The organism is Wenyingzhuangia gracilariae (genome assembly GCF_056387575.1).
In genome coordinates this window covers 1,646,125-1,667,310 of the sequence record NZ_CM150748.1, presented here as the reverse complement: position 1 = coordinate 1,667,310, position 21,186 = coordinate 1,646,125, and the positions used below count along the sequence as shown (strand labels likewise).

General features: G+C 31.5%; 22 protein-coding genes. 15 read left to right on the top strand and 7 right to left on the bottom strand.

Features of this window, described 5'->3' with window-relative positions:
• Window positions 1–11 precede the first annotated feature (11 nt).
• The 8 genes from ACY2IJ_RS07325 (at window position 12) to ACY2IJ_RS07290 (ending at window position 8,058) form a co-directional block, all read left to right on the top strand.
• Window positions 12–1,442 carry a RagB/SusD family nutrient uptake outer membrane protein gene (locus ACY2IJ_RS07325; protein WP_476726498.1) on the top strand — a complete coding sequence of 477 codons (1,431 nt, stop codon included), beginning with the start codon at window positions 12–14 and terminating at the stop codon, window positions 1,440–1,442.
• Window positions 1,443–1,505: 63 nt separating this feature from the next.
• The gene (locus tag ACY2IJ_RS07320; protein WP_476726497.1) at window positions 1,506–2,387 is read left to right on the top strand and encodes a PKD domain-containing protein; all 882 of its coding nucleotides are present in this window, start codon (window positions 1,506–1,508) and stop codon (window positions 2,385–2,387) included.
• Window positions 2,388–2,410: 23 nt separating this feature from the next.
• Complete coding sequence (locus ACY2IJ_RS07315) at window positions 2,411–3,313, top strand: polysaccharide lyase family 7 protein (RefSeq protein WP_476726496.1); 903 nt, start codon at window positions 2,411–2,413, stop codon at window positions 3,311–3,313.
• 11 nt (window positions 3,314–3,324) lie between these two features.
• The gene (locus tag ACY2IJ_RS07310; RefSeq protein WP_476726495.1) at window positions 3,325–4,239 is read left to right on the top strand and encodes a polysaccharide lyase family 7 protein; all 915 of its coding nucleotides are present in this window, start codon (window positions 3,325–3,327) and stop codon (window positions 4,237–4,239) included.
• A 76-nt stretch (window positions 4,240–4,315) separates the two neighbouring features.
• The gene (locus ACY2IJ_RS07305; RefSeq protein ID WP_476726494.1) at window positions 4,316–5,020 is read left to right on the top strand and encodes a FadR/GntR family transcriptional regulator; all 705 of its coding nucleotides are present in this window, start codon (window positions 4,316–4,318) and stop codon (window positions 5,018–5,020) included.
• A 207-nt stretch (window positions 5,021–5,227) separates the two neighbouring features.
• Window positions 5,228–6,502: an MFS transporter gene (locus tag ACY2IJ_RS07300; protein WP_476726493.1), complete on the top strand. Its 1,275-nt coding sequence runs from the start codon at window positions 5,228–5,230 to the stop codon at window positions 6,500–6,502.
• Between the two features lie 27 nt (window positions 6,503–6,529).
• Window positions 6,530–7,291 (top strand): SDR family NAD(P)-dependent oxidoreductase, encoded by a 762-nt coding sequence (locus ACY2IJ_RS07295; RefSeq protein ID WP_476726492.1) that lies wholly within the window; start codon window positions 6,530–6,532, stop codon window positions 7,289–7,291.
• 14 nt (window positions 7,292–7,305) lie between these two features.
• Window positions 7,306–8,058 carry an SDR family NAD(P)-dependent oxidoreductase gene (locus tag ACY2IJ_RS07290; RefSeq protein ID WP_476726491.1) on the top strand — a complete coding sequence of 251 codons (753 nt, stop codon included), beginning with the start codon at window positions 7,306–7,308 and terminating at the stop codon, window positions 8,056–8,058.
• Window positions 8,059–8,144: 86 nt separating this feature from the next.
• On the opposite strand, the gene fbp is transcribed toward ACY2IJ_RS07290, so the two are convergent.
• Complete coding sequence (fbp, locus tag ACY2IJ_RS07285; RefSeq protein ID WP_476726490.1) at window positions 8,145–9,152, bottom strand: class 1 fructose-bisphosphatase; 1,008 nt, start codon at window positions 9,150–9,152, stop codon at window positions 8,145–8,147.
• Window positions 9,153–9,322: 170 nt separating this feature from the next.
• The gene (locus ACY2IJ_RS07280; RefSeq protein ID WP_476726489.1) at window positions 9,323–10,432 is read right to left on the bottom strand and encodes a M42 family metallopeptidase; all 1,110 of its coding nucleotides are present in this window, start codon (window positions 10,430–10,432) and stop codon (window positions 9,323–9,325) included.
• Between the two features lie 102 nt (window positions 10,433–10,534).
• On the opposite strand from ACY2IJ_RS07280, the gene ACY2IJ_RS07275 reads away from it, so the two are divergent.
• From ACY2IJ_RS07275 to ACY2IJ_RS07265, 3 genes are all read left to right on the top strand, one after another.
• The gene (locus ACY2IJ_RS07275) at window positions 10,535–11,221 is read left to right on the top strand and encodes a DUF4294 domain-containing protein (RefSeq protein WP_476726488.1); all 687 of its coding nucleotides are present in this window, start codon (window positions 10,535–10,537) and stop codon (window positions 11,219–11,221) included.
• 71 nt (window positions 11,222–11,292) lie between these two features.
• Window positions 11,293–11,673 (top strand): START-like domain-containing protein, encoded by a 381-nt coding sequence (locus tag ACY2IJ_RS07270; protein WP_476726487.1) that lies wholly within the window; start codon window positions 11,293–11,295, stop codon window positions 11,671–11,673.
• 86 nt (window positions 11,674–11,759) lie between these two features.
• On the top strand, window positions 11,760–12,578 hold the full coding sequence (locus tag ACY2IJ_RS07265) for an aminotransferase class IV (RefSeq protein ID WP_476726544.1): 819 nt from the start codon (window positions 11,760–11,762) through the stop codon (window positions 12,576–12,578).
• Here the strand turns inward: ACY2IJ_RS07265 and ACY2IJ_RS07260 are convergent.
• The 5 genes from ACY2IJ_RS07260 to ACY2IJ_RS07240 all read right to left on the bottom strand — a co-directional run bounded on the left by ACY2IJ_RS07260 (window position 12,565) and on the right by ACY2IJ_RS07240 (window position 17,015).
• Entirely contained in the window at window positions 12,565–13,122 is a 558-nt protein-coding gene (locus tag ACY2IJ_RS07260; RefSeq protein ID WP_476726486.1) for a YqgE/AlgH family protein, read from the bottom strand. The genes ACY2IJ_RS07265 and ACY2IJ_RS07260 overlap by 14 nt on opposite strands.
• 94 nt (window positions 13,123–13,216) lie before the next feature.
• Entirely contained in the window at window positions 13,217–13,489 is a 273-nt protein-coding gene (locus tag ACY2IJ_RS07255; protein WP_476726485.1) for an HU family DNA-binding protein, read from the bottom strand.
• 163 nt (window positions 13,490–13,652) lie between these two features.
• Window positions 13,653–14,597, bottom strand: a complete 945-nt coding sequence (fmt, locus tag ACY2IJ_RS07250) for a methionyl-tRNA formyltransferase (RefSeq protein WP_476726484.1) — start codon at window positions 14,595–14,597, stop codon at window positions 13,653–13,655.
• The gene (locus tag ACY2IJ_RS07245; protein ID WP_476726483.1) at window positions 14,594–16,486 is read right to left on the bottom strand and encodes a RecQ family ATP-dependent DNA helicase; all 1,893 of its coding nucleotides are present in this window, start codon (window positions 16,484–16,486) and stop codon (window positions 14,594–14,596) included. Before ACY2IJ_RS07245 ends, fmt begins: the two co-directional genes overlap by 4 nt.
• Window positions 16,479–17,015: an AAA family ATPase gene (locus tag ACY2IJ_RS07240; protein ID WP_476726482.1), complete on the bottom strand. Its 537-nt coding sequence runs from the start codon at window positions 17,013–17,015 to the stop codon at window positions 16,479–16,481. Before ACY2IJ_RS07240 ends, ACY2IJ_RS07245 begins: the two co-directional genes overlap by 8 nt.
• 85 nt (window positions 17,016–17,100) lie before the next feature.
• On the opposite strand from ACY2IJ_RS07240, the gene ACY2IJ_RS07235 reads away from it, so the two are divergent.
• From ACY2IJ_RS07235 to ACY2IJ_RS07220, 4 genes are read left to right on the top strand one after another with little or no spacing between them, the layout of a single operon-like run.
• Window positions 17,101–17,382, top strand: coding sequence for a DUF493 family protein (locus ACY2IJ_RS07235; protein WP_476726481.1), 282 nt, complete (start codon window positions 17,101–17,103; stop codon window positions 17,380–17,382).
• A gap of 10 nt (window positions 17,383–17,392) precedes the next feature.
• Window positions 17,393–18,991 (top strand): peptidylprolyl isomerase, encoded by a 1,599-nt coding sequence (locus tag ACY2IJ_RS07230; RefSeq protein WP_476726480.1) that lies wholly within the window; start codon window positions 17,393–17,395, stop codon window positions 18,989–18,991.
• Window positions 18,984–19,826 (top strand): hypothetical protein, encoded by an 843-nt coding sequence (locus ACY2IJ_RS07225; protein ID WP_476726479.1) that lies wholly within the window; start codon window positions 18,984–18,986, stop codon window positions 19,824–19,826. Before ACY2IJ_RS07230 ends, ACY2IJ_RS07225 begins: the two co-directional genes overlap by 8 nt.
• A complete protein-coding gene (locus ACY2IJ_RS07220; RefSeq protein WP_476726478.1) occupies window positions 19,813–21,165 on the top strand; it encodes a peptidylprolyl isomerase in 1,353 nt (450 codons plus the stop codon). Before ACY2IJ_RS07225 ends, ACY2IJ_RS07220 begins: the two co-directional genes overlap by 14 nt.
• The last annotated feature ends 21 nt before the right edge of the window (window positions 21,166–21,186 follow it).

Sequence of the window (21,186 nt, the reverse complement as noted above, 5' to 3'; positions counted from 1 at the left end):
AAACATATATCATGAAAAATATAAAAAGAATGCTATTACTTGTAATGGGGGGCTTTATGGCTTCTTGTAGTAGCGATTACTTAGAAATAACACCAAAATCAGGTATTACTGTAGATTCTTATTTTAAGAATGCTTCTGAAGTAGAATCAGGTATTATAGGTGTTTATGATGCAATTCAAGGAAAAAACAGTACAGATCCAGATGACAATCACGGAATTATGTATGAGTATTATTTAACAGAAATGCGTAGTGATAATACAAGAACTAAAAGTCAAGAAGGTGAAGCATCACAATTTGAATTTTATAATGTAGAAGCTACCAACGGTATTGTTAAAGATTATTACGCAAGTTTTTACAATGTAATTTATAGAGCCAATATTGTTTTAGAAAACTTAGATGTAGTTACCAATGAAACTACCAAAGCTAGTTTTGAAGCAGAAGCTAAATTCTTAAGAGCTTATGCTTACTTTAATTTGGTAAGATTGTTTGGAGATTTGCCTTTAATAGATAGAGTAATTACTCCTTTAGAAACCGAAAAACAATTTACAAGAGTAGCAACCACACAAATTTATGATTTAATTGTAAGCGATTTAACAACTGCAGTAGCAGGATTAGATAACAGTTCCAAAACTAGAGCTTCTAAAGCTGCTGCTCAAACACTATTGGCAAAAGTATATTTAACACAAGATGAAAAAGACTACACACAAGCACAGCTTTTAATAGAAGATGTAATGGATAGCGGATTTTCATTAATGCCTAATTTTAACGATGTTTTTTACCAAGAACAAAATGCCGAAATTATTTTTGCAATTGGATACAACACAACATCAGACGATAGTCAAAACTTTTCGGGTGAATGGATGAATGGTGTAGGTAGAACCTCTGGTGTAAATTATGTAACTACAGATGCGGTTACGGTATTAGATGCTTTTGGAGGAGATAGAACTCAGTATTCTTACAGAATAGATCCAAGTCAAACAACACAAAACCAGGTAACAAAATATTTACCTAATGGAGAAGATGGTAATGCCGATGGAAAAACATTTGATTTAGATGCTACTTTAGCAGGAAATGATTGGATTGTTTTACGTTATGCAGATGTATTATTGTTACACACAGAAGCAATTATGGCTGGAGGTACAGAAACCTCAAACACAAATGCTGTAAACTCTTTTAACCAAGTAAGAAACAGAGCTGGTTTGGCAAATGATGCTGATGGAACTATAACACAAGATGAATTGTTGTTAGAAAGAAGAGTAGAATTGGCTTTTGAAAATCATAGACTTTTTGATTTGATAAGATTAGGAAAAGCAGAATCTGTTTTATCAACATTTTCAGCAACCAACGGATTAGGGTTTTCTTCTTCTGATTTATTGTTGCCAATTCCTCAAAGAGAAATCAACTTGAGCGATGGAAAAATGAAACAAAACCCAATTAATTAAAGGTTTAACCAATTAAAAAAAGAAATTATGGACACTATAAATAAAATTAAAAGCCGTATTTCAATGTCTCTATTCGGAGTAATGATAATAACAGTATTTTCTGCTATTTCTTGCGATTCGTTTGAGTATGATTTACCAGAAGCAAATTCTAAAGAAGACACAACTCCTCCTTCAGCAAGCTTTTCGGCATCTGTTACAGAAGATTACTTAACCTATACATTTGGAAATGCATCAACAAGTACAACGGATTATTTATGGGATTTTGGAGATCCAACTACAGAAACAGATACATCAACAAATATAGATGGTGAATATACTTATTCGGCAGAAGGAACTTACACAATTACATTAACAGCTACCGATAAGAATGGATTAGAAAGTACTTTTTCTACTACTATAGAAGTGGTAGAGCCAGAAACGCCAGCAGCAATCAATCCTGAAGTGTTAAATGGAAATATTGAGTCTAAATATGATAATTGGAGGTTTGATAGTTTTACAGGTGGAACAACGACTCCTTTTAGAGATAGTGGTGAGGGAGATTCTAAAGATTATACAGAGACAGAAACTGGAGGTTCTACAAGATGTGCAAAATGGGAAGATAGTGAGATAGGTACTGTTGAAAATACGAGCAAAAGAGTTGCTTATCAACCATTAGCGGTTTCTCCAAATACAGTATATACAATAGAATTTAGTCACGCACTAAAGGCTGATGGAGATAAAGTGGTTGTGAAAATTTTAGATGGCCATTTTTCTGATGGGGCTGTTGCTTTTATAAGTACACCATTAGCTGAATTTGAGGGTACTACAGCTAATGGATCAAAGAATTTTACTGTTAAAACAGGAACATTTACATCAAATGCTTCTGCTGAAATAGCTTTAATGATGTATGCTGTAAATATCGATAATGCATATATTGATAATGTAAAAGTTTATCCAGCCGAATAAACTAATAAAGAACTTAAAAGGAAATGAAGTATTTAAAAGAAATTAGTACAGTTTTAGTATTTATATTCTTTTCTGTAAACGCTACTTGTCAAACAAAGGCAAGTAGTGTTACAGAAACTAAAAAAACGGTAAAAAAAAAGAAACGCAAAAAACACAAATTGTCAAAAATAGATTTGAGTCATTGGAGTGTAACTACCCCAGAATTAAATCATAAAGGAAAAGCAACAAATGTAGAACCGCCAGAAATTTTAGCATATGCTACAGATAAAAGGTTAATTCCATATATGTACAACGATTCAATTAAAGGAGGTTTGGTTTTTTACGCATATCCAAGCAATGCCACTACGGCAAACACAAAATATTCTAGATCAGAACTTAGAGAGCAAATGGTTCCTGGAGATAACAATACCAACTGGACTTTTAAGCAAGGTGGTAAAATGAAAGGAACTTTAAAAATTGATGAAATTTCTAAAGATTCAGAAGGAAAATATCACAAAGTAATCATCATGCAAATTCACGGTCGTTTAACCAACGAACAACGTGATATGATAGGACAAAAAGACAACAACGCTCCTCCAATTTTAAAAATATATTGGCACAAGGGAAAAATTAGAGTAAAAACAAAAGAACTTAAAAATATAGAAGCAACGGGTGAAGAGCTTTTACACGAAGATGCATGGGGAGATGATGAAGGTTATAGTTTTGAAGATGAGGTAGGTTTTAAAAAATTTACACTTGAAGTTCAAGTGTCCGAAGGTAAAATGGTAATCATTTTAAACGGATACAATTACAAAGTTTATGAAAACATTCACATGGAAAAATGGGGAGTTTTTGAAAACTATTTCAAAGCAGGAAACTACTTTCAATCAAGAGATGAAGGAGCTTACGCAAAAGTTAAATATTACAAATTAAAAGTAAGCCACTAAAACAATTAACAATGAATATTAAAATTCTTTACCAATGGATTTTCATAAGTTTTCTATTCAGTTTTACAAATTGTAATTCAGAATCAGAAGTAGATTTACCTATTGTAAAAGAAGAACCTAATATAGAGAAAGAAAAGAACGAAAATGAAGAAGAGGAAATTCCAACAGATTACAAAATACCCAATATAGATTTAAGTCATTGGAAAGTTACGTTGCCTATTGGAAAACCAACAGAGGTAAATCCGCCAGAAATTTTAGAGTATGCAACCAACCCAACTTTACAACCATTTATGTACAACGATTCTATTAATGGAAGTTTAGTTTTTTATACCTATCCTGGTAGTACCACAGCAAATACATCTTACTCTAGAACAGAGTTAAGAGAGCAAATGACACCAGGAAGTAATACTAACAATTGGACATTTAAACAAGGAGGAGTATTAAAAGGAGAATTGGCGGTTACAAATATTACAAAAGATGATAAAGGAGATTATCATAGAACCATTATCATGCAAATTCACGGAAGATTAACCAATGAACAGCGTGATTTGATTGGGCAAAAAGACAACAATGCACCTCCTATATTAAAAATTTACTGGCATAAAGGATATGTAAGAGTAAAAACAAAAATATTAAAAGATTTAAATGCATCAAATACAGAAATTTTAGAAACGGATGCATGGGGAGATGATGAGGGATATAATTTTCCTGAATATGTAGGGTTTAAAAAATTTAAGCTAGAAGTAAAAGTTTCTGAAGGAAAAATGGAAGTTGTCATGAACGGAACGTCTAAAGTTTACAATAATATTCACATAGAAAAATGGGGTGTTTTTGAGAACTACTTTAAGGCAGGTAACTACTTAACTACATTAGATAGTTGGGCAAGTGCAAAAGTGGAATATTATCAATTAATTGTGCAACATTAATTAGGTTAGATATATAAATATTTCATATATTTATACTGACCAGATTGGTTAACCAATTTATAAAAACTGTGAATCTATGAAGCTAGAAGTATTGTTAAAGGGAGATCACCAAACAACTCAAAATCAGATTATAAGTAAGTTAAGAGACTTAATTAATCTTAAAAATTTAGAACCAGGAGACAAATTGCCTTCCGAAAGAATGTTGTCTGAAAAGTTTGAAGTAAGCAGAAGTAATGTAAGAGAAGCTATACAATTATTAGAATTTTATGGATTGTTAAAGTCCAAACCACAAAGTGGAACATTTGTGGCAGATATAGGACAAATAGCAATGAATGGGATGATTGATGATATTTTAGCTTTGGGAGATCCAGATTTTAGATCGCTTGTTGAAACTAGAATTTTGTTCGAGCTAAAAACAGTTCGTTTGGCTGCCCAAAGAAGAACGCAAGAAGATTTAGATAGTATTGAAAAAGCCTTGCAAGCTTACAAAGAAAAGGTGTTGAATTGTGAAAATGCTGTACAAGAAGATTTGTTGTTTCACTTAGCTATTGCTAGAGCTAGTAAAAACACTACAATGAATACTTTTATGCTAATGATTACTCCAAAAATTATTACAAATTTTGAAAAATACCATGTTTGTGATAAAGGACAAGCCAAGAAAGGAATTTTAGAACATCAAGAAATTTTTGAAGCAATTAAGGAACAAGATACGCAGTTGGCTAAAGAAAAAATGAAAATTCATTTTGGAGCCTTGTATCAATACTGTTATAACACCAAATAAAAAACACATAATACGATTGCACGGTCGTATCTAAATAAAAAGGGAAATTATATAGAATCATTTTTAAAGCTGTAATACACAAATAACGTTGTAATTTTTTAAGTCAGTTTTAAATCAGTAAAAATCAACACATTTTTATTGAGTGGGATTCTTTTGTCAAAAAATAAAAATAAATAATACAAATAGAATACTAATAATCATACAGTTATGAAGGTTAAAGGATTAAGATGGTGGGTAATAATGCTAATTTGTTTGGCAACAGTTATCAATTATATAGACAGAACAGCATTTGGGGTTATGTGGCCCGAAATGGGAAAAGATTTAGGGTTAGATGAATCTGATTATGCAGTAATGCTAAACATTTTTATGGTAACCTATGCATTGGGAAAATTTTTATCAGGAAAATTGTATGATGAAATTGGAACACGTTTAGGATTTGTAGTTTCTATTGTAGTATGGTCATTATCATCAGTATTGCATGCCTTTGCAGGCGGATTGGTAAGCTTAACGGCTTTTAGAGCCTTTTTAGGATTAGGAGAAGCAGGAAATTGGCCAGGTGCAGTAAAAAGTAACGGAGAATGGTTTCCTGTAAAACAAAGAGCCATTGCACAAGGAATTTTTAACGCAGGGGCTTCTTTAGGAAGCGTAATTGCTCCCGTATTAATTGCTTATTTGTATAGCCATTTTGGTTGGCGAACCACCTTTATTATTATTGGAGCTATTGGTTTGTTGTGGGTAATTCCTTGGTTGTTTGTTAACAAATCAAACCCAGAAGTGCATCCTTGGATTACAGATGAGGAAAGAGCTTTAATTTTAAAAGATAGAATTGTAACGGTAGAAGAACCAGGTAAAAAAGAAAAAGGACTGTCTGTAGTTCAAATCTTAAGTCATAAAGAATCTTGGGGGGTATTAGCTGCAAGATTATTTATAGAGCCTATTTGGTGGTTGTTTGTAGGGTGGATGCCTTTGTATTTAAATTCAGAATTTGGTTTTAGTATAGAGGAAATAGGAGCCACTATTTGGATTTCTTATTTAGGAGGAATGGCAGGTAGTATTGTTGGTGGTTGGTATTCAGGAAAACTAATGGAAACAAAATCTGTAGATGTTGCCAGAAAAACGACCATATCTATAGGAGGAGCTTTAATCTTTTTAGGATTGTTAGGGATTATCTTTTTAGTAAACGAAAACAACCCAATGACTTTTATTTACATAGTTGCTGTTGTTTTGTTTGGTTTCCAATTCGCAATAGGAAATATACAAACCATTTCTAGCGATTTATTTAGTGGAAAATCTGTAGGAACTTTAGCCGGTTTAGCAGGAACTGTTGCAGCCATATCTGTAATTATTATGAATACATTAATTCCTTTAATTGCTTCTGTGTCTTACACTCCAGCTTTTATTGTAATTGCAATATTGGCTCCTCTAGCAATAGGATCCATCTATGTATTAATCAAAAAAATAGAACCCGTAAAAGTAAATTAATTAATAAATGCACAAAATTTAAACAAAATGGAATTAAAAGGGAAAATAGCGGTAATCACCGGAGCTACAGGTGGAATAGGATTTGAAGTAGCAAAAAGATTAGGTAAAGATGGGTATACTGTAGTGTTAAACGGTATAGATGATAAAGCAGGAGCCCAAAGATTACAAGAATTAACCAATGCAGGAATTTCTGCAGAATATTATGGTTTTGATGTTACTGATGAAAAACAAGTAACAGAGAATATTTGTAAAATTGGGGACAAATACGGAAAAATAGATTTGCTAGTAAACAATGCTGGTGGTTTAGGAGGAAGGTCTAGATTTGAAGAAATGACCACAGAGTTTTACAGATTTGTAATGGCTTTAAATCTTGACTCTACATTTTTTGCTTCAAGAGCAGCAATTCCGTATTTAAAAAAAGGAACCAATGCTTCCATCATTAATTACACCTCAAATGCAGGTTGGAATGCCGGAGGACCAGGAGCAGGAATTTATGGAACTTCAAAAGCAGGAGTACATGCAATTACCAGAGCTTTAGCAAAAGATTTAGCAGAATATGGAATTAGAGTTAATGCAGTTTCTCCAGGAACTATTGACACACCTTTTCATGCTCAAATAAAATCAACTAAACCAGAAGTTTTTGCTTCATGGAAAAACAACATCATGTTAGGAAGGTTAGGACAGCCAGAAGAAGTAGCTTCTGTGGTTTCTTTTTTAGCTAGTGATGATGCTTCTTTTATTACTGCCGAAACCATTCAAATTGGAGGAGGACAAGCTTTAGGTATTTAAACAGAAATTTAAAAATGAAATTAAAAGGTAAAGTTGCTGTGGTAACTGGCGGTTCAAGAGATATTGGTAGGGCAGTGTCTTTAAAACTAGCAAAAGAAGGAGCTAAAGTGGTTGTTAATTATTGCAACAATTATGAAGATGCAGTGGTGACAGCAAAAAGAATTCATAAAATTAATGGGGAGGTAATTATTGTTCAAGGAGATGTAACAAAATTAGAAGACGTTAAAAATTTAGCAGATAAAACAGTAACAGCCTTTGGACATAAAGTAGATATTTTAGTAAATGTAGCTGGCGGACTTTTTGAAAGAAAGTTTATAGAAGATATTGATGAAAATTATTACAATTTGGTTATGGATGTAAATTTCAAATCATGTGTTTTTCTGACTCAGACCTTTAAACCTTATATGGCAAATGGAGGATCTATTGTTTATTTTTCATCACAAGCTAGTAGAGATGGAGGAGGGAATGGAGCTTCTATTTACGCAGCATCAAAAGAGGCAGTAACTACTTTTACACGTTCTATGGCCAAGGAATTAGGACCGCAAGGAATTAGGGTAAATGCGGTAACACCTGGAATGATTGCTACTAAATTTCATGATACTTTTACAAAAAGCGAGATTCGTGAAAAAGTAGCTACACAAACCCCTTTAAAAAGAGAAGGAAAAGCAGAAGAGGTTGCAGGTTTGGTTGCCTATTTGGTTTCGGAACAAGCATCTTTTATGTCAGGAAATAATATTGATATTAACGGAGGACTTGTTTTTAGTTAATAAAAGTATTTAGTTAAGTTGTTTTAAAATTTAAATAGCCTAAGATTTATTTCTTAGGCTATTTATTTTAGGAATATAAGGTTTGTTTAAGAGTATTCTTTCATAAACTCTTCTACTTTGTTTACCATGTTGGTACTACCACAAATAAAAGGAACTCTTTGGTGTAGTTCTGTAGGTTTTATGTCTAAAATTCTAGTAAAACCATCGCTGGCTTTTCCGTTGGCTTGTTCGGCCAACATGGCCATAGGGTTGCACTCATATAACAAACGCAATTTACCATTAGGATTTTTAGTGCTTTTAGGATACATGTATACTCCACCTTTAATCATATTTCTATGAAAATCTGAAGCTAAAGAACCAATGTATCTACTTGTGTAAGGTCTGTCCTCTTCTATTTGCTGACAATATTTAATGTATTTTTTAATTCCATCAGGAAATTCAAGATAATTTCCTTCGTTTACGGAGTAAATATTTCCATCTACAGGAAACTCCATGTTAGGATGAGATAAGTAAAATGAACCAATGGCTGGGTTTAGTGTAAAACCGTTAACTCCGTGTCCGGTAGTGTATACCAACATAGTTGAAGTTCCGTAAATAATATATCCTGCAGCTACTTGGTGTTTTCCTTCTTGTAAAAAATCATCTATAGTAACTGGGGTTCCTAATGGGGTAATTCTTCTGTAAATAGAAAATATGGTTCCTACAGATACGTTTACATCAATATTAGAAGATCCATCTAAAGGATCTATTAAGACTACATATTTGTTTTGGTGGTCGTTGTTAATACTGTTAATAGAAACAAAATCATCTTCTTCTTCACTGGCAATACCACAAACTATATTTCTGTTAATAAGTGATTGAATAAAAACATCGTTGGCATAAACATCTAGTTTTTGTTGATCTTCACCTTGAATATTTGTGTCTCCGGCAGCACCAATAATATCTACAAGTCCTGCTTTGTTTACTTCGTGGTTTACAACTTTTGCTGCTAATCTAATTGAGTTTAATAGATTTGATAATTCTCCGCTAGAGTATTTAAATGAATGTTGGTTTTCAATAATAAATTCTCCTAATGTTTGATTTTTATTTGACATTGTATAGGTTAGTTAGATACTATAAATATCGTTATTTTTTAACTTACTACAACGATTTCGTAACTGTTTTTTCTTTGTTTTTAGCGCTTTTTATAAGAATTTAACAAAAAACAAAAAAAGGCCTGAAAATTATATTTCAGGCCTTTGCTACTAAAAATGAATCGTATTTTTTAGATGCTATAACTGTTTTTGTCAAAGTAACTAAACTTGTCTCCGTTTTTAATTTGTTTTACGGTTTCAAAAATTAATTTAATTACATTTTCAACATCGTTTCTGTGTACCATTTCTACGGTAGTGTGCATGTAGCGCAATGGTAATGAAATTAATGCAGATGGTACTCCTCCGTTGCTATAAGCAAAGGCATCGGTATCTGTACCTGTTGCTCTAGAAGATGCGTGTCTTTGGAAAGGAATATTGTTTTTTTCCGCAGTGTCAATAATCAACTCACGTACATTGTGTTGAATAGCAGGAGCGTAAGAAATTACAGGTCCGTTACCAATTTTACTATCTCCTTCTTCTGCTTTTTTAATCATTGGAGTTGTAGTATCATGACAAACATCGGTAATAATGGCTACGTTGGGTTTAATGGTTTGGGTAATCATTTCGGCACCACGTAAACCTATTTCTTCTTGTACAGAATTGGTAATGTACAAACCAAAAGGAAGTTCTATGTTGTTTTCTTTAAGTAAACGAGCAACTTCGGCAATCATAAAACCACCCATTCTGTTGTCTAACGCTCTACAAACAAATTTGTTTCCGTTTAAAATTTCAAAAGTATCTGGGTAGGTAATTACACAACCAACGTGTACTCCAAGTGCTAGTACTTCTTCTTTAGTTTCGCACCCAACATCAATAGTAATGTTTTCTATTTTAGGAGTATCTTCTTCTTTACCTTTTAAACGAGTGTGTATGGCAGGCCATCCAAAAACCCCTTTTACAATTCCTTTTTTGGTGTGAATATTTACACGTTTAGATGGGGCAATAATATGATCGCTTCCTCCGTTTCTAATTACATGAATTAAACCATTGTCTGTAATGTAGTTAACGTACCAAGAAATTTCATCAGAATGTCCTTCTATTACAACTTTATATTCGGCTTTTGGATTGATAACACCTACGGCAGTTCCATATGCATCTGTAATAAATTCGTCTACATATGGTTTTAAATAATCCATCCATATTTCCTGACCTTTACTTTCGTATCCTGTTGGCGATGCATTGTTTAAGTATTCCTCTAAAAAGTCTAAAGACTTTTGGTTTAAAATTGTATGTTCACTCATCATTTTTCATTTTATAATAAACTCAAAAATACTATTTTGATTTTAGATGGAATGCATGTGAATAGTTGTTTTTAAGTAAGTTATTTATGTATTTTTGAAACTATGAATTTTAGAAAAGAGGCAAGTCTACTTGTTGTTTTTATCTTCATCCTTTTTAAAGGAAATGCCCAGCAAAAAGATTGGGAAAAGCTAAAAGAACAGTATGATGATTATTATTTACTTACAGAACCCAATCAAGAAATTGAATTGGATACAATTGTATTGTTTCCTCCACCAAAATTTAAAACATATTACGATAAAAGATATTATATGTGGTTTAAAAAGAAAACATATAATGCTTATCCTTATGCTGTTTTAGCGAAAGAAAAAATAACGGTTTTAAACGATACAATTCAGAAAATAAAATCAAAAAGAAAACGAAAAAGATACATAAAAGAGAAGCAAGATTTTTTTGAAAAACAGTTTGCAGAAAGTGTCAAAAAGTTAACCAAAACAGAAGGTAGAATATTAATAAAATTAATTCATAGATTGACAGGGCTAACGGTAAATGAGCATGTGCAAGATAAACGAGGAAATTTTAAAGCTTTTTGGTATCGTTTTTCGGCTAGTTTTTTTAAAATAGATTTAGATGCAGAGTATCATCCAGAGGAAATTATGGAAGATTATATGATAGAATCTATTTTGCAACAAGCTTTTTTAAAGGGAGATTTGCAAGAAGAACCGTCGGTTTTAAAAAGTGCTAATATGGTGTATCCTAGTAGAGTAATAGAGATTGAAAAAAAGAAATAAGTTTAAACCTCATTTTTTTTTTAATAACTAAAAAAATGCTACTTTGCCACCCATCAAAAATGAAGACGATCATGACTAAAGAAAAATTTCAGTTAGAGTTTCCTATACACGCATCACCATCAATGTTGTACCAATATTTTGCCACACCTTCTGGTTTAGGAGAGTGGTTTGCTGATAATGTAAACTCTAGAGGAGAATTATTTACTTTTATTTGGGATGATAGCGAGGAACAAGCAAAATTGTTAGCTTCTAAAACAGACGATCGTGCTAAATTTCATTGGTTAGAAGATGAAGATGATGATGCTTATTTTGAATTTAAAATTCAGGTAGATGCCTTAACAAAAGATGTTTCTTTAATTATTACAGACTTTGCTGAAGAGGATGAAATTGATGAAGCAAAAATGTTATGGGAAAATCAAATAGCAGAATTAAAACACATAATTGGAGCTTAGTAACTAAGAAACCAAAAATACTTTAAAAAGCTTTGATGAAAATCAAGGCTTTTTTGTTGTAAATTTGGGGCAAATTTTTTTAAATGATGATTAACTACAACGGACATATTGTATCGGAAAACGACAATCAAATTAATTATAACAATAGAGGTTTTAAATATGGCGATGCACTTTTTGAAACCTTAAAAATAGAAAATGAAGCAGTTGTTTTTTGTGAAGATCATTATTTTAGATTAATGGCCTCTATGCGTATGTTGCGCATGGAAATTCCTATGAAATTTACCTTAGAGTTTTTTGAAGCAGAAATTTTAAAAACCATTAATGCCAATGTAGGAACAGAAAACAGAGTAAGATTTACTGTTTTTAGAGATGCAGATGGATTGTATGCTCCAGAAAACAACAACATATCTTATGTGGTAGAAGTCGCAAAAGTAGCTACAGCTCCTAAAGACAATTATCAGGTAGATTTGTATAAAGATTTTATGATTCAGCCCAACCTATTATCTACAGTTAAAACCAACAATAAAATAACCAATGTATTGGCAGGTATTTATGCAAAAGAAAATAACTTAGATAATTGTGTGTTGTTAAATGCCAATAAAAATGTAGTAGAATTTACCAACGGAAATATTTTTCTAGTAAAAGGAAACACTATTACAACTCCACCTTTGTCCGATGGTTGTGTAAAAGGAGTAATGCGTAAAAATGTGTTAGATGTATTGTCAAAAGAATCGGAGTTTCAAGTAGAAGAAGCTTCTATTTCTCCGTTTGCCATTCAAAAAGCAGATGAGGTATTTTTAACCAATGTAATTGTAGGAATACAACCTGTAACACAGTACAGAAAAAAAACATTTACAACTGTGCTGATATCAAAAATTAAGAATCTAGTAGCTAATTTAAGCTAGGGTTTATAGGTGCATTTATCCATATTTTATATTTACCACCTAATTTCATAATGTGGTGCTTCCAAAGATTTTTGGGAGCTGTGTTAAATATGTTTTTATGTTTGTTTTCTGTAACAAGCCAAGATTCACTTTCCCATTCGTAGTTTAATTGTCCTTCTCCCCAGCCAGAATATCCTAAAAAGAAACGAATGTCATCACTCTTTACAAGTCCTTGGTTTAATAAAGTAGATAGTTGATTAAAATCTCCGCCCCAATATATTCCATTAGTAACTTCTATACTGTTGGGCAATAGGTTTGGAATTTTATGAATAAAATACAAGTTGTCTTGTTCTACAGGCCCCCCCTGATATACTTTAAAGTCGCAATTAATTTCAGGAATTAAGTCTTTTAAAGAATAGCCTAAAGGCTTGTTTATAATAAATCCTATAGAGCTATCGTTAGAATGCTCTGTGAGTAAAATAATAGATCGATTAAAAGATACATCACCCAATATAGAAGGTTCTGCAATCAATAATCTTCCTTTTGATGGTTTTAAGCAATTCATGTTGACTAGCATTTTTAATAAATCTAAGAAAAAAAAAGCATAAAAAAAACCCCTTTAGAATAAAGGGGTTTTTGACAAAAAATAATTTTTGTGATTAGTTTACTGCATCAGATAAACCAGCTCCTGGCTTAAACTTAACAATATTTTTCTCTGCAATTTGGATTGTAGCTCCAGTTTGAGGGTTTCTACCTTCTCTAGCAGGTCTTTTAGAAACTGACCAAGTTCCCCATCCGATTAGAGAAACTTTTCCTCCGCTTTTTAATGTAGAAGTTACGTTGTTAGTAACTGACTCTAATGCAGCTTTAGCAGCTGTTTTAGAAATACCTGCATCAGCAGCAATTGCATCGATTAAATCTGATTTGTTCATAACGGTTATTTTATTAAATTAAATAAGTTTATTTGAAAACAAATATATAAGGAATCTTGGCTTATGCAAGTCGTGAACCCTTAAAAACACTGAAATGTTGATAACTTTTACAATTTGTTAACAAACGAGCTTAAAAAAGATTGTTTTTTAACTCTCTTAGTATTTACTGCATGTTTGAGTTGTTTGCTATTGAGTATCCGTTCAATAGGCTGGCACTATCCATTAATTTTTTTCCTGCTAGTTTAATTTTGTTTATTTTAATAAATCCGTCTTGAGTTGCAGTTTTAAGGGTCTTTTTATCGGTTAGGACTGTTCCTGGTAAATAATTGTGTGGTTCTTTTATAATTTCTACATCATAAATTTTAGCTGTAATTTCTTCACCATTATTTAACAAGGTAGTCCATGCAGCTGGGTATGGGTTTAGCCCTCTAATGTGGTTGTATATGGTTTGGCTTGGTTGGTTCCAGTTTATTTTACACGTATCTGTGTGTATTTTGTAAGCTAATTTAGTACTATGTGCTGCTTGTTTTTGTGTGGTAACTTTGTTGTTTTCTATTAGTTCTAAAGTATCAATCACCAAATCACTCCCTAAGTGCATTAGTTTGTCGTGTAATTCTCCTACAGTTTCATTAGCTTTAATGGTTGTTTTGTTTTGCAGAATAATTTCTCCAGTGTCTATTTTATCATCTAAGAAAAATGTGGTGGTTCCAGTTTCTGTTTCTCCGTTAATAATAGCCCAATTAATAGGGGCTGCACCTCTATAGTCTGGTAACAAAGAAGCGTGTAGATTAAAAGTTCCGTGTTCTGGCAAACTCCAAACGGTTGCAGGTAGCATTCTAAAAGCAACTACTATTTGTAGGTTAGGATTTAGGGCTTCTAATTCTGCTTGAAATTCTGGCGATTTTAAATTAGTGGGCTGTAATACGGTTAATCCTTTTTCTACAGCGTATTTTTTTACGGCAGATTGTTGTATTTTTCGTCCTCTACCAGCTTGTTTGTCTGGAGCTGTAATTACTCCCACAACTGAGTAGTTGTTTTGAATTATTTTATCTAAAATGGTTACTGCAAAGTCTGGAGTTCCCATAAATACAATTCTTAATTTGCTCATGTTTTCTGATAAAATTGTTGGTTTTGTATAATTTTATTTTCGTTTGCTAAAAATAACAAAGTGTGTTTTAATGTTTGCGAGTTTACTTTTGTGGCAATAAGCAAATCGTTAAATGTATGGTTTTGTTTTTCTAACAAGGTTACTATCAAAGTACCTAGTTCATTTAAAGATAATTTGCTGTTGTTTTGTATGCAAATATCGCAAATGCCACAATCTTTAACATAGGGTTGGTTAAAGTATTCTAAAATAATATTGTTTCTACACGTTTTGGTATTTCTAAAATAGTTAATACTGCTTTGGTGTTTTGTTTGTTCAATGGTGTTTAAAGCAGTAATGTCTTTTTCAATAGGATTTAGTGTTTTTTTATCTTCTCTAGGTACTAAAAAAGTAATGGTATGGTTGTTTTGTTTTAATTTAAAATCTATAAAATTTACTTTTTGTAAATAGGTAAGTTTTTTGTGAATTAAATCTAAAGACATTCCTGTTTTAGAAGCTAGTCTAGGTAGGTTAAGTTTTTTAGAAACTTCAAATAAACCAGAGTAATTTCTTAAAATAGTATCTATAAGTTCTTTATAGCTATTGTGTTCTTGACAAAATTGCATTAATTGGTAATGGCTACAAATAATTTTTAAATGCGTATCGTTTCCTGTGTGTTCTTTATAGGTAATAATTTTATAGCTATCCAAACGTCTTAGTATTTTTTCTGTAGTGCTAACGTTTAACTGGTATTTTTGACAAAATTTTTGCAAATCAAAATCCAATTCATCTAAAACATGATCGCCATAAGCAATTTGAAAATGTTGATTTAATTTTAAATAAACATCAATTACACTTTTAAAATTAATATCAACTTGTGTTTGATGTTCAAATTTTTTAAAGTCGTTTTCTGATAAAATTACACAAGAAAAAGATTTTAGTCCATCTCTACCCGCTCTACCTGCTTCTTGTAAATAATTTTCTAAAGTAGATGGAATTTCTAAATGAATTACCAAACGAACATTGCTTTTGTCTATTCCCATTCCAAATGCATTGGTAGCTACCATAATGGGTTTTTCCTCTGTGTTCCAAGCTTCAAAATTTCTATCTTTTTCTGTAGCAGATAAACCTGCGTGATAATAAGTAGCTTTTAGGTTAATTGTATTTAGTCTATTACATAATTCTTGAACTGCCAATCTGTTTTGTAAATAGATAATGGCTGTTACTTTTCTTTTGGTTAATATTTTAGTTAATAAATCAAATTTTTGGGGTGTTTCAAAAAGTTGATAAGCTAAATTTTCCCTAGAAAAAGAGCCTATATGTATTTTAGTATTTTTTAGTTGTAATAGGTTTACAATTTGTTCTTGTGTTTTTTGAGTAGCAGTAGCTGTTACCGCTAAAAAAGGAATGTTGGGCATGGTTTGCCTAATGTTTCCTATTTTTAAATAGGAAGGTCTAAAATCATGTCCCCATTGTGATATACAATGAGCTTCATCAATAGCAAAAAAAGAAATATTTAATTGTTGTAGTTTTTCTTGTAAAAAGGTTTGCGATAGCCTTTCTGGAGATAGATACAAAAGTTTAATTTGCTTAATTCTAATATTGTCAAACAATCTTACAATGTCATCGGTAGAACTGTTGCTAGGAATAGAAATGGCTTCTATTCCCTTTTGTTTTAATTGGTGAATTTGATCGTTAATTAAAGCAATAAGTGGAGAAATAACGACACAAGTACCATCCATGTACAAAGCTGGTAGTTGGTAGCAAATAGATTTTCCACCGCCAGTTGGTAAAATAGCAAACGTATCGTTTTTTTGAATAATGTCCGAAATAATAGCTTGCTGTAAAGGTCTAAAGGAAGTATGGTTCCAGTGTTTTTGGAGAAGTTCCTTAAGTTTTACAGGGTTAGGCATGACATTTTTTTAAAATAAAATTTACTCTTTCTTCTGGACTTCCAAAAGGTACTACTATAATGTTTTCATGTGTTTTTTTGTACTCTTCTACAATGGCAAAGTGAAGTTCTTTGGCTTCTTCAAAGGTTTCAAAACGTTCACTATCGGTTGTGTATATTTGTTCCCATGGTGGAAAAACAAACACGGTGTCATAGGTGTGTTTTTTGGTAGCTTGTTTAAAGGTTTCTTCGTAAGCAATTCTGTTTTTGTTTAAATAAGCAGTAATATCTGGTATTCCTCTGTCAAAAAAACAGTGAGACTTGTTGCTGTTAAGGGCTTGTTGGTGTTGAATAATACGTTTTCCTAAAACAACTTTACTAAATAAAATAGGCTGCGATAAGAATAATTTTTTAGATCCCATTCGTTCAGCTTCTTTTATAATTTCTCTCGAAATTTCTTCCAAACAAAAATACCCTTTGCTTCTTAGTAAATTAATTACGGTAGATTTTCCAGTACCCGGTGCTCCGGTAAGTACTATTTTTTGTGGCATATATTAAAATAAATATTCGTACGAAGAAGTAAAAATAAGAAATAATTATAGTTTTGTAGCCTGATATACAAAGTAGAATGATAATATGGATAAAAAAGAAAAGTTTTATAAAGATTTAAAGGAGAAATTAGAAGATAATACTAAATTTCCTACAGATTATCTGTATAAATTTATTGTGCCTACCACCAAAAACCAGGTAAAAGAAGTTGAAGGTTTTTTTGTAAATAAGAAAGCAAGAATTTCTAAAAAAGAATCAAAAACAGGAAAATATATAAGCGTATCTATTTTATTAAAAGTTAAAAGCGCAGATGAGGTAATTGCCAATTATCACTTAGTAGAAGGAGTAGAAGGTTTAATATCATTATAACTAAAAAAATATGAAAAAGTATATTTTAGGTTTTTTAATACTAGGAAGTCAATTTGCTACACTAGCTCAAAAAAAAGACAAAGTATTATTTAAGATTAACGACGTTCCTACGTATGTGTCTGAGTTTAAAAAACTATTTACAAACCAAAATTCATCTATTGAAGCTAATGATTTTGAGAAAAATTTACAGCTAATGGTAGAGTATAAGCTAAAATTGAAACAAGCAAATGTAGAAGGAATTGATACAATTGCATCTTTACAAAGAGAGTTAAAGAAATACAAAGCAGATTTGGCAGCTCCATTCTTTACTGATGATAAAACATTGGAAGATTTATTAAACGAAGCATATGAAAGAAGTTTGTATCAAATAAAAGCAAGTCATATTTTAATCATGTCAGAACCCAATGACACGATAGAAGCTCATAAAAAAATAACATCTATACAAAAACAATTAGCAAAAGGAGCTGATTTTGAACAATTAGCGGTACAACATTCCGAAGATAAAAGTGTAGAAAAGAACCAAGGGGACTTAGGGTATTTTAGTGTGTTTAGAATGGTATATCCATTTGAAAATGCAGCCTACAATACTCCAGTAGGTCAGGTTTCTAAAATAGTTAAAACTCGTTTCGGATACCATCTCTTAAAAATTTACGACAAATCTAAAATTGATGGAAAACTGAAAGTCGCTCATTTAATGGTTGCTGGATTAGAAAATGCTAAAAAGAAAAAAATAGATAGCATTTATCAATTGTTAAAAGACGGAGAAAAATTTGAAGATTTAACCAAAAGATATTCCGATGATAAAAGATCATCAAACAACGGAGGAGAGTTAAAACCTTTTACCAAAGGAAGTTTGCCTCCATCTTTTGAAAAAGTAGCCTTTTCTTTATCTGATCAGAAAAAATATTCACAACCTTTTGCAACACCCTACGGATGGCATATTGTTAAATACATAGGAAAAGAACCTATGCCAAGTTTTAGCGAAGTAAAAGAAACGTTAAAAAAGAAAATTTTAAACGATGATAGAGGAACCAAACCTAAAGAAGTTGCGTTTAACAAACTAAAAGAAAAATACAATATTGTTGTCCATAAACCGGCTTTAAAGGTTTTTGAAAACGACAAAGTTTATCAAATACCCGCAGATAGTTTGCAAGAAGTATTAATTACAATTAAAAATCAAGACATAAAACAAAGTCAATTTGCCAATTACATAAAACATAGAAGAAATAGCAATCCATCAGTATACTTTGACAGATTTAAAACCGAAAAGACAAAAGAGTATATTATAGAACATTTAGAAGAAGATAACAAAGAGTTTAAAGAAACAATAAACACCTACAGAAACGGATTGGTTATTTTTGAATTGATGAAGAAACATATTTGGGATGTACCTCTTAAAGAACCTCAAAAAGTAGAAGCTTTTTATAAGGCAAACATGGCCAAATATAAAGAAAAAGGACAAAATTTTGAAGACGTAAAAGGATATGTAGAAAGCGATTATCAAGACAAAATACAACAAGAATGGTTGGCAGAACTAAGAGCTAACAACAAAATTAAATTTTACAAAAGACAAGTAAAAAAGCTAAAGAAAGCTTATCAAAATGAATAAATTAATTCTAACCTTTACCATAGTAGCAACGTTTATTGCATGTAAACAAAAAAATAGTACTCCATCTAATGTGGTTGCTAAAGTGTACAACTATGTGTTAACCAAAGAAGAATTAAAAGCCAATATTCCTAAAACAACCTCTATTGTAGATAGTTTAAAAGCAACACAAGATTATATACAACGTTGGTCTAGACAAAAATTATTATATAGAAATGCCATTGTTAACCTAGACAATACAAAAGAGCTAGACAATTTAGTCAAAAAATACAAAGAAGAATTGTATGTGTCTCACTATAAAAATGCACTGGTAAACAAAAAGTTAGATACTTTGGTTTTTGAAAAAGAGATTGATAGTTTTTATGTTAAAAATCACAGGAGCTTTAAATTAAACGAAGATTTAATCAAGTTTAAATACATACACATAGATGAAAATAACAGAAAAAGATATAAAATTAAAAAGTTGTTTGAATCTGATGATGTAGACGATAAACAAGAAATTTTAACCGACTACGATGGTTATGACGATTTTTATTTTAACGATTCTACTTGGGTATCATTACAAGATGTGTATGTGCGCAAACCAGATTTTCCACTTTTAAGTACGTTAGATTTGGTAAGAACCAATAGAGTTATAGAGAAAACAGGAGTAGACAAAAGTTTGTACTATATTTACATAAAAGAAATTGTAAGCAAAGGAGATATTGCTCCTTTAGCATATGTAAAACCTACAATTAAAAATATATTATTACATAAAAATAAGATTAAGTTCTTTGATCAAATGGAACAAATTTTGATTGATGATGCTGTAAAACAAAAAAAATATGAAGTTTATTAAAAAAAGCCATGTGCTGATGATGCTACTTTTGTGTGTTGGATTTACGAATGCACAGCAAAAAATTAAAGTAGATGGTGTAGCTGCCGTGGTGGGTGATAAAATTATTTTAGATTCTGATGTTGTAAAATACAAACAAGAAATAGAAGCCAGATCTGAGGGAGATGTAACTTTTGACAACTGCGAGGTGATGGAAGATATTATGACCCAAAAACTACTAGCACACCAAGCGGTAATAGATAGTGTTTTGGTTTCTGATGCAGAAGTTGATGCAGGAGTACAAAGAACTTTAGCACACTTTAAATCTCAAATGGGAAGTATGGACAAAGTTGTTTCTTTATACGGATTTGATGATTTAGAAGACTTAACTAGTGAATTGACAAGAATAGAAAAAGAAAATTTGTTAATACAAAGAGAAAGACAAAGTGTAGTAAGTGAAGTAGTAGTAACCCCAGAAGAAATTCGTTTTTTTTACAACGATTTAAAAGCCAAAGGAGATTTGCCTAGTTTTGGAATAGAAGTAGAATTGTCACAAATAACCATTAATGCAGAACCAACAGAAGAAGCCGTTAATGAGGTAATTACCAAATTAAATCAAATAAAAGAAGACATAGAAAATGGTTACAGCATGCGTTTAAAAGCCATTTTGTATTCAGAAGATCCTGGAGTTGCTCAAAACGGAGGGTTGTACACCATTACTAGAGAAAGCCAATTTGTAAAAGAATTTAAAGAAGCAGCTTTTAGTTTAGAAGAAGGAGAAGTTTCAGAACCATTTAAATCGCAATTCGGATACCATATTTTACAAGTAGAAAAAATAAAAGGGCAACAAAGAGATGTAAGACACTTGTTAATTCAGCCTAAAATAGAAGAAGCAAAATTAACAGCAGCCAAAGAAAAGTTAGAAGCTGTTAGAGCAGAAATTTTAGCAGGTGACATTACTTTTGAAGAAGCAGTAGTAAAATATTCTGATGATAAAGCCACTCGTTTAAACAAAGGAAAATTGGTAAACCCTTATACAAACGATGCCAAGTTTGAATTGAACAAAATGGATCCAAAATTATTTGCTCAAGTAGATAAACTCAAAGAAAACGACATTACAGCTCCTTTTTACGAAGAAACTAGAGAAGGAGAAAAAATGTATAAAATTATTAAAGTAACCAATAGAGTAGAAGCTCATGAAGCTGACTTTGCTAAAGATTATGTAAAAATTCAACAACTAGCTTTGCAAAAAAAGGAACAAGAAACACTAGATAAATGGTATGTTTCTAGAATAAAAGACACTTATGTAAAATTAAGTGAAGATCAAAAAAAATGCAACTTTAAATACAAGTGGTTGCATTAAAAATTACACAAACAAAAACAG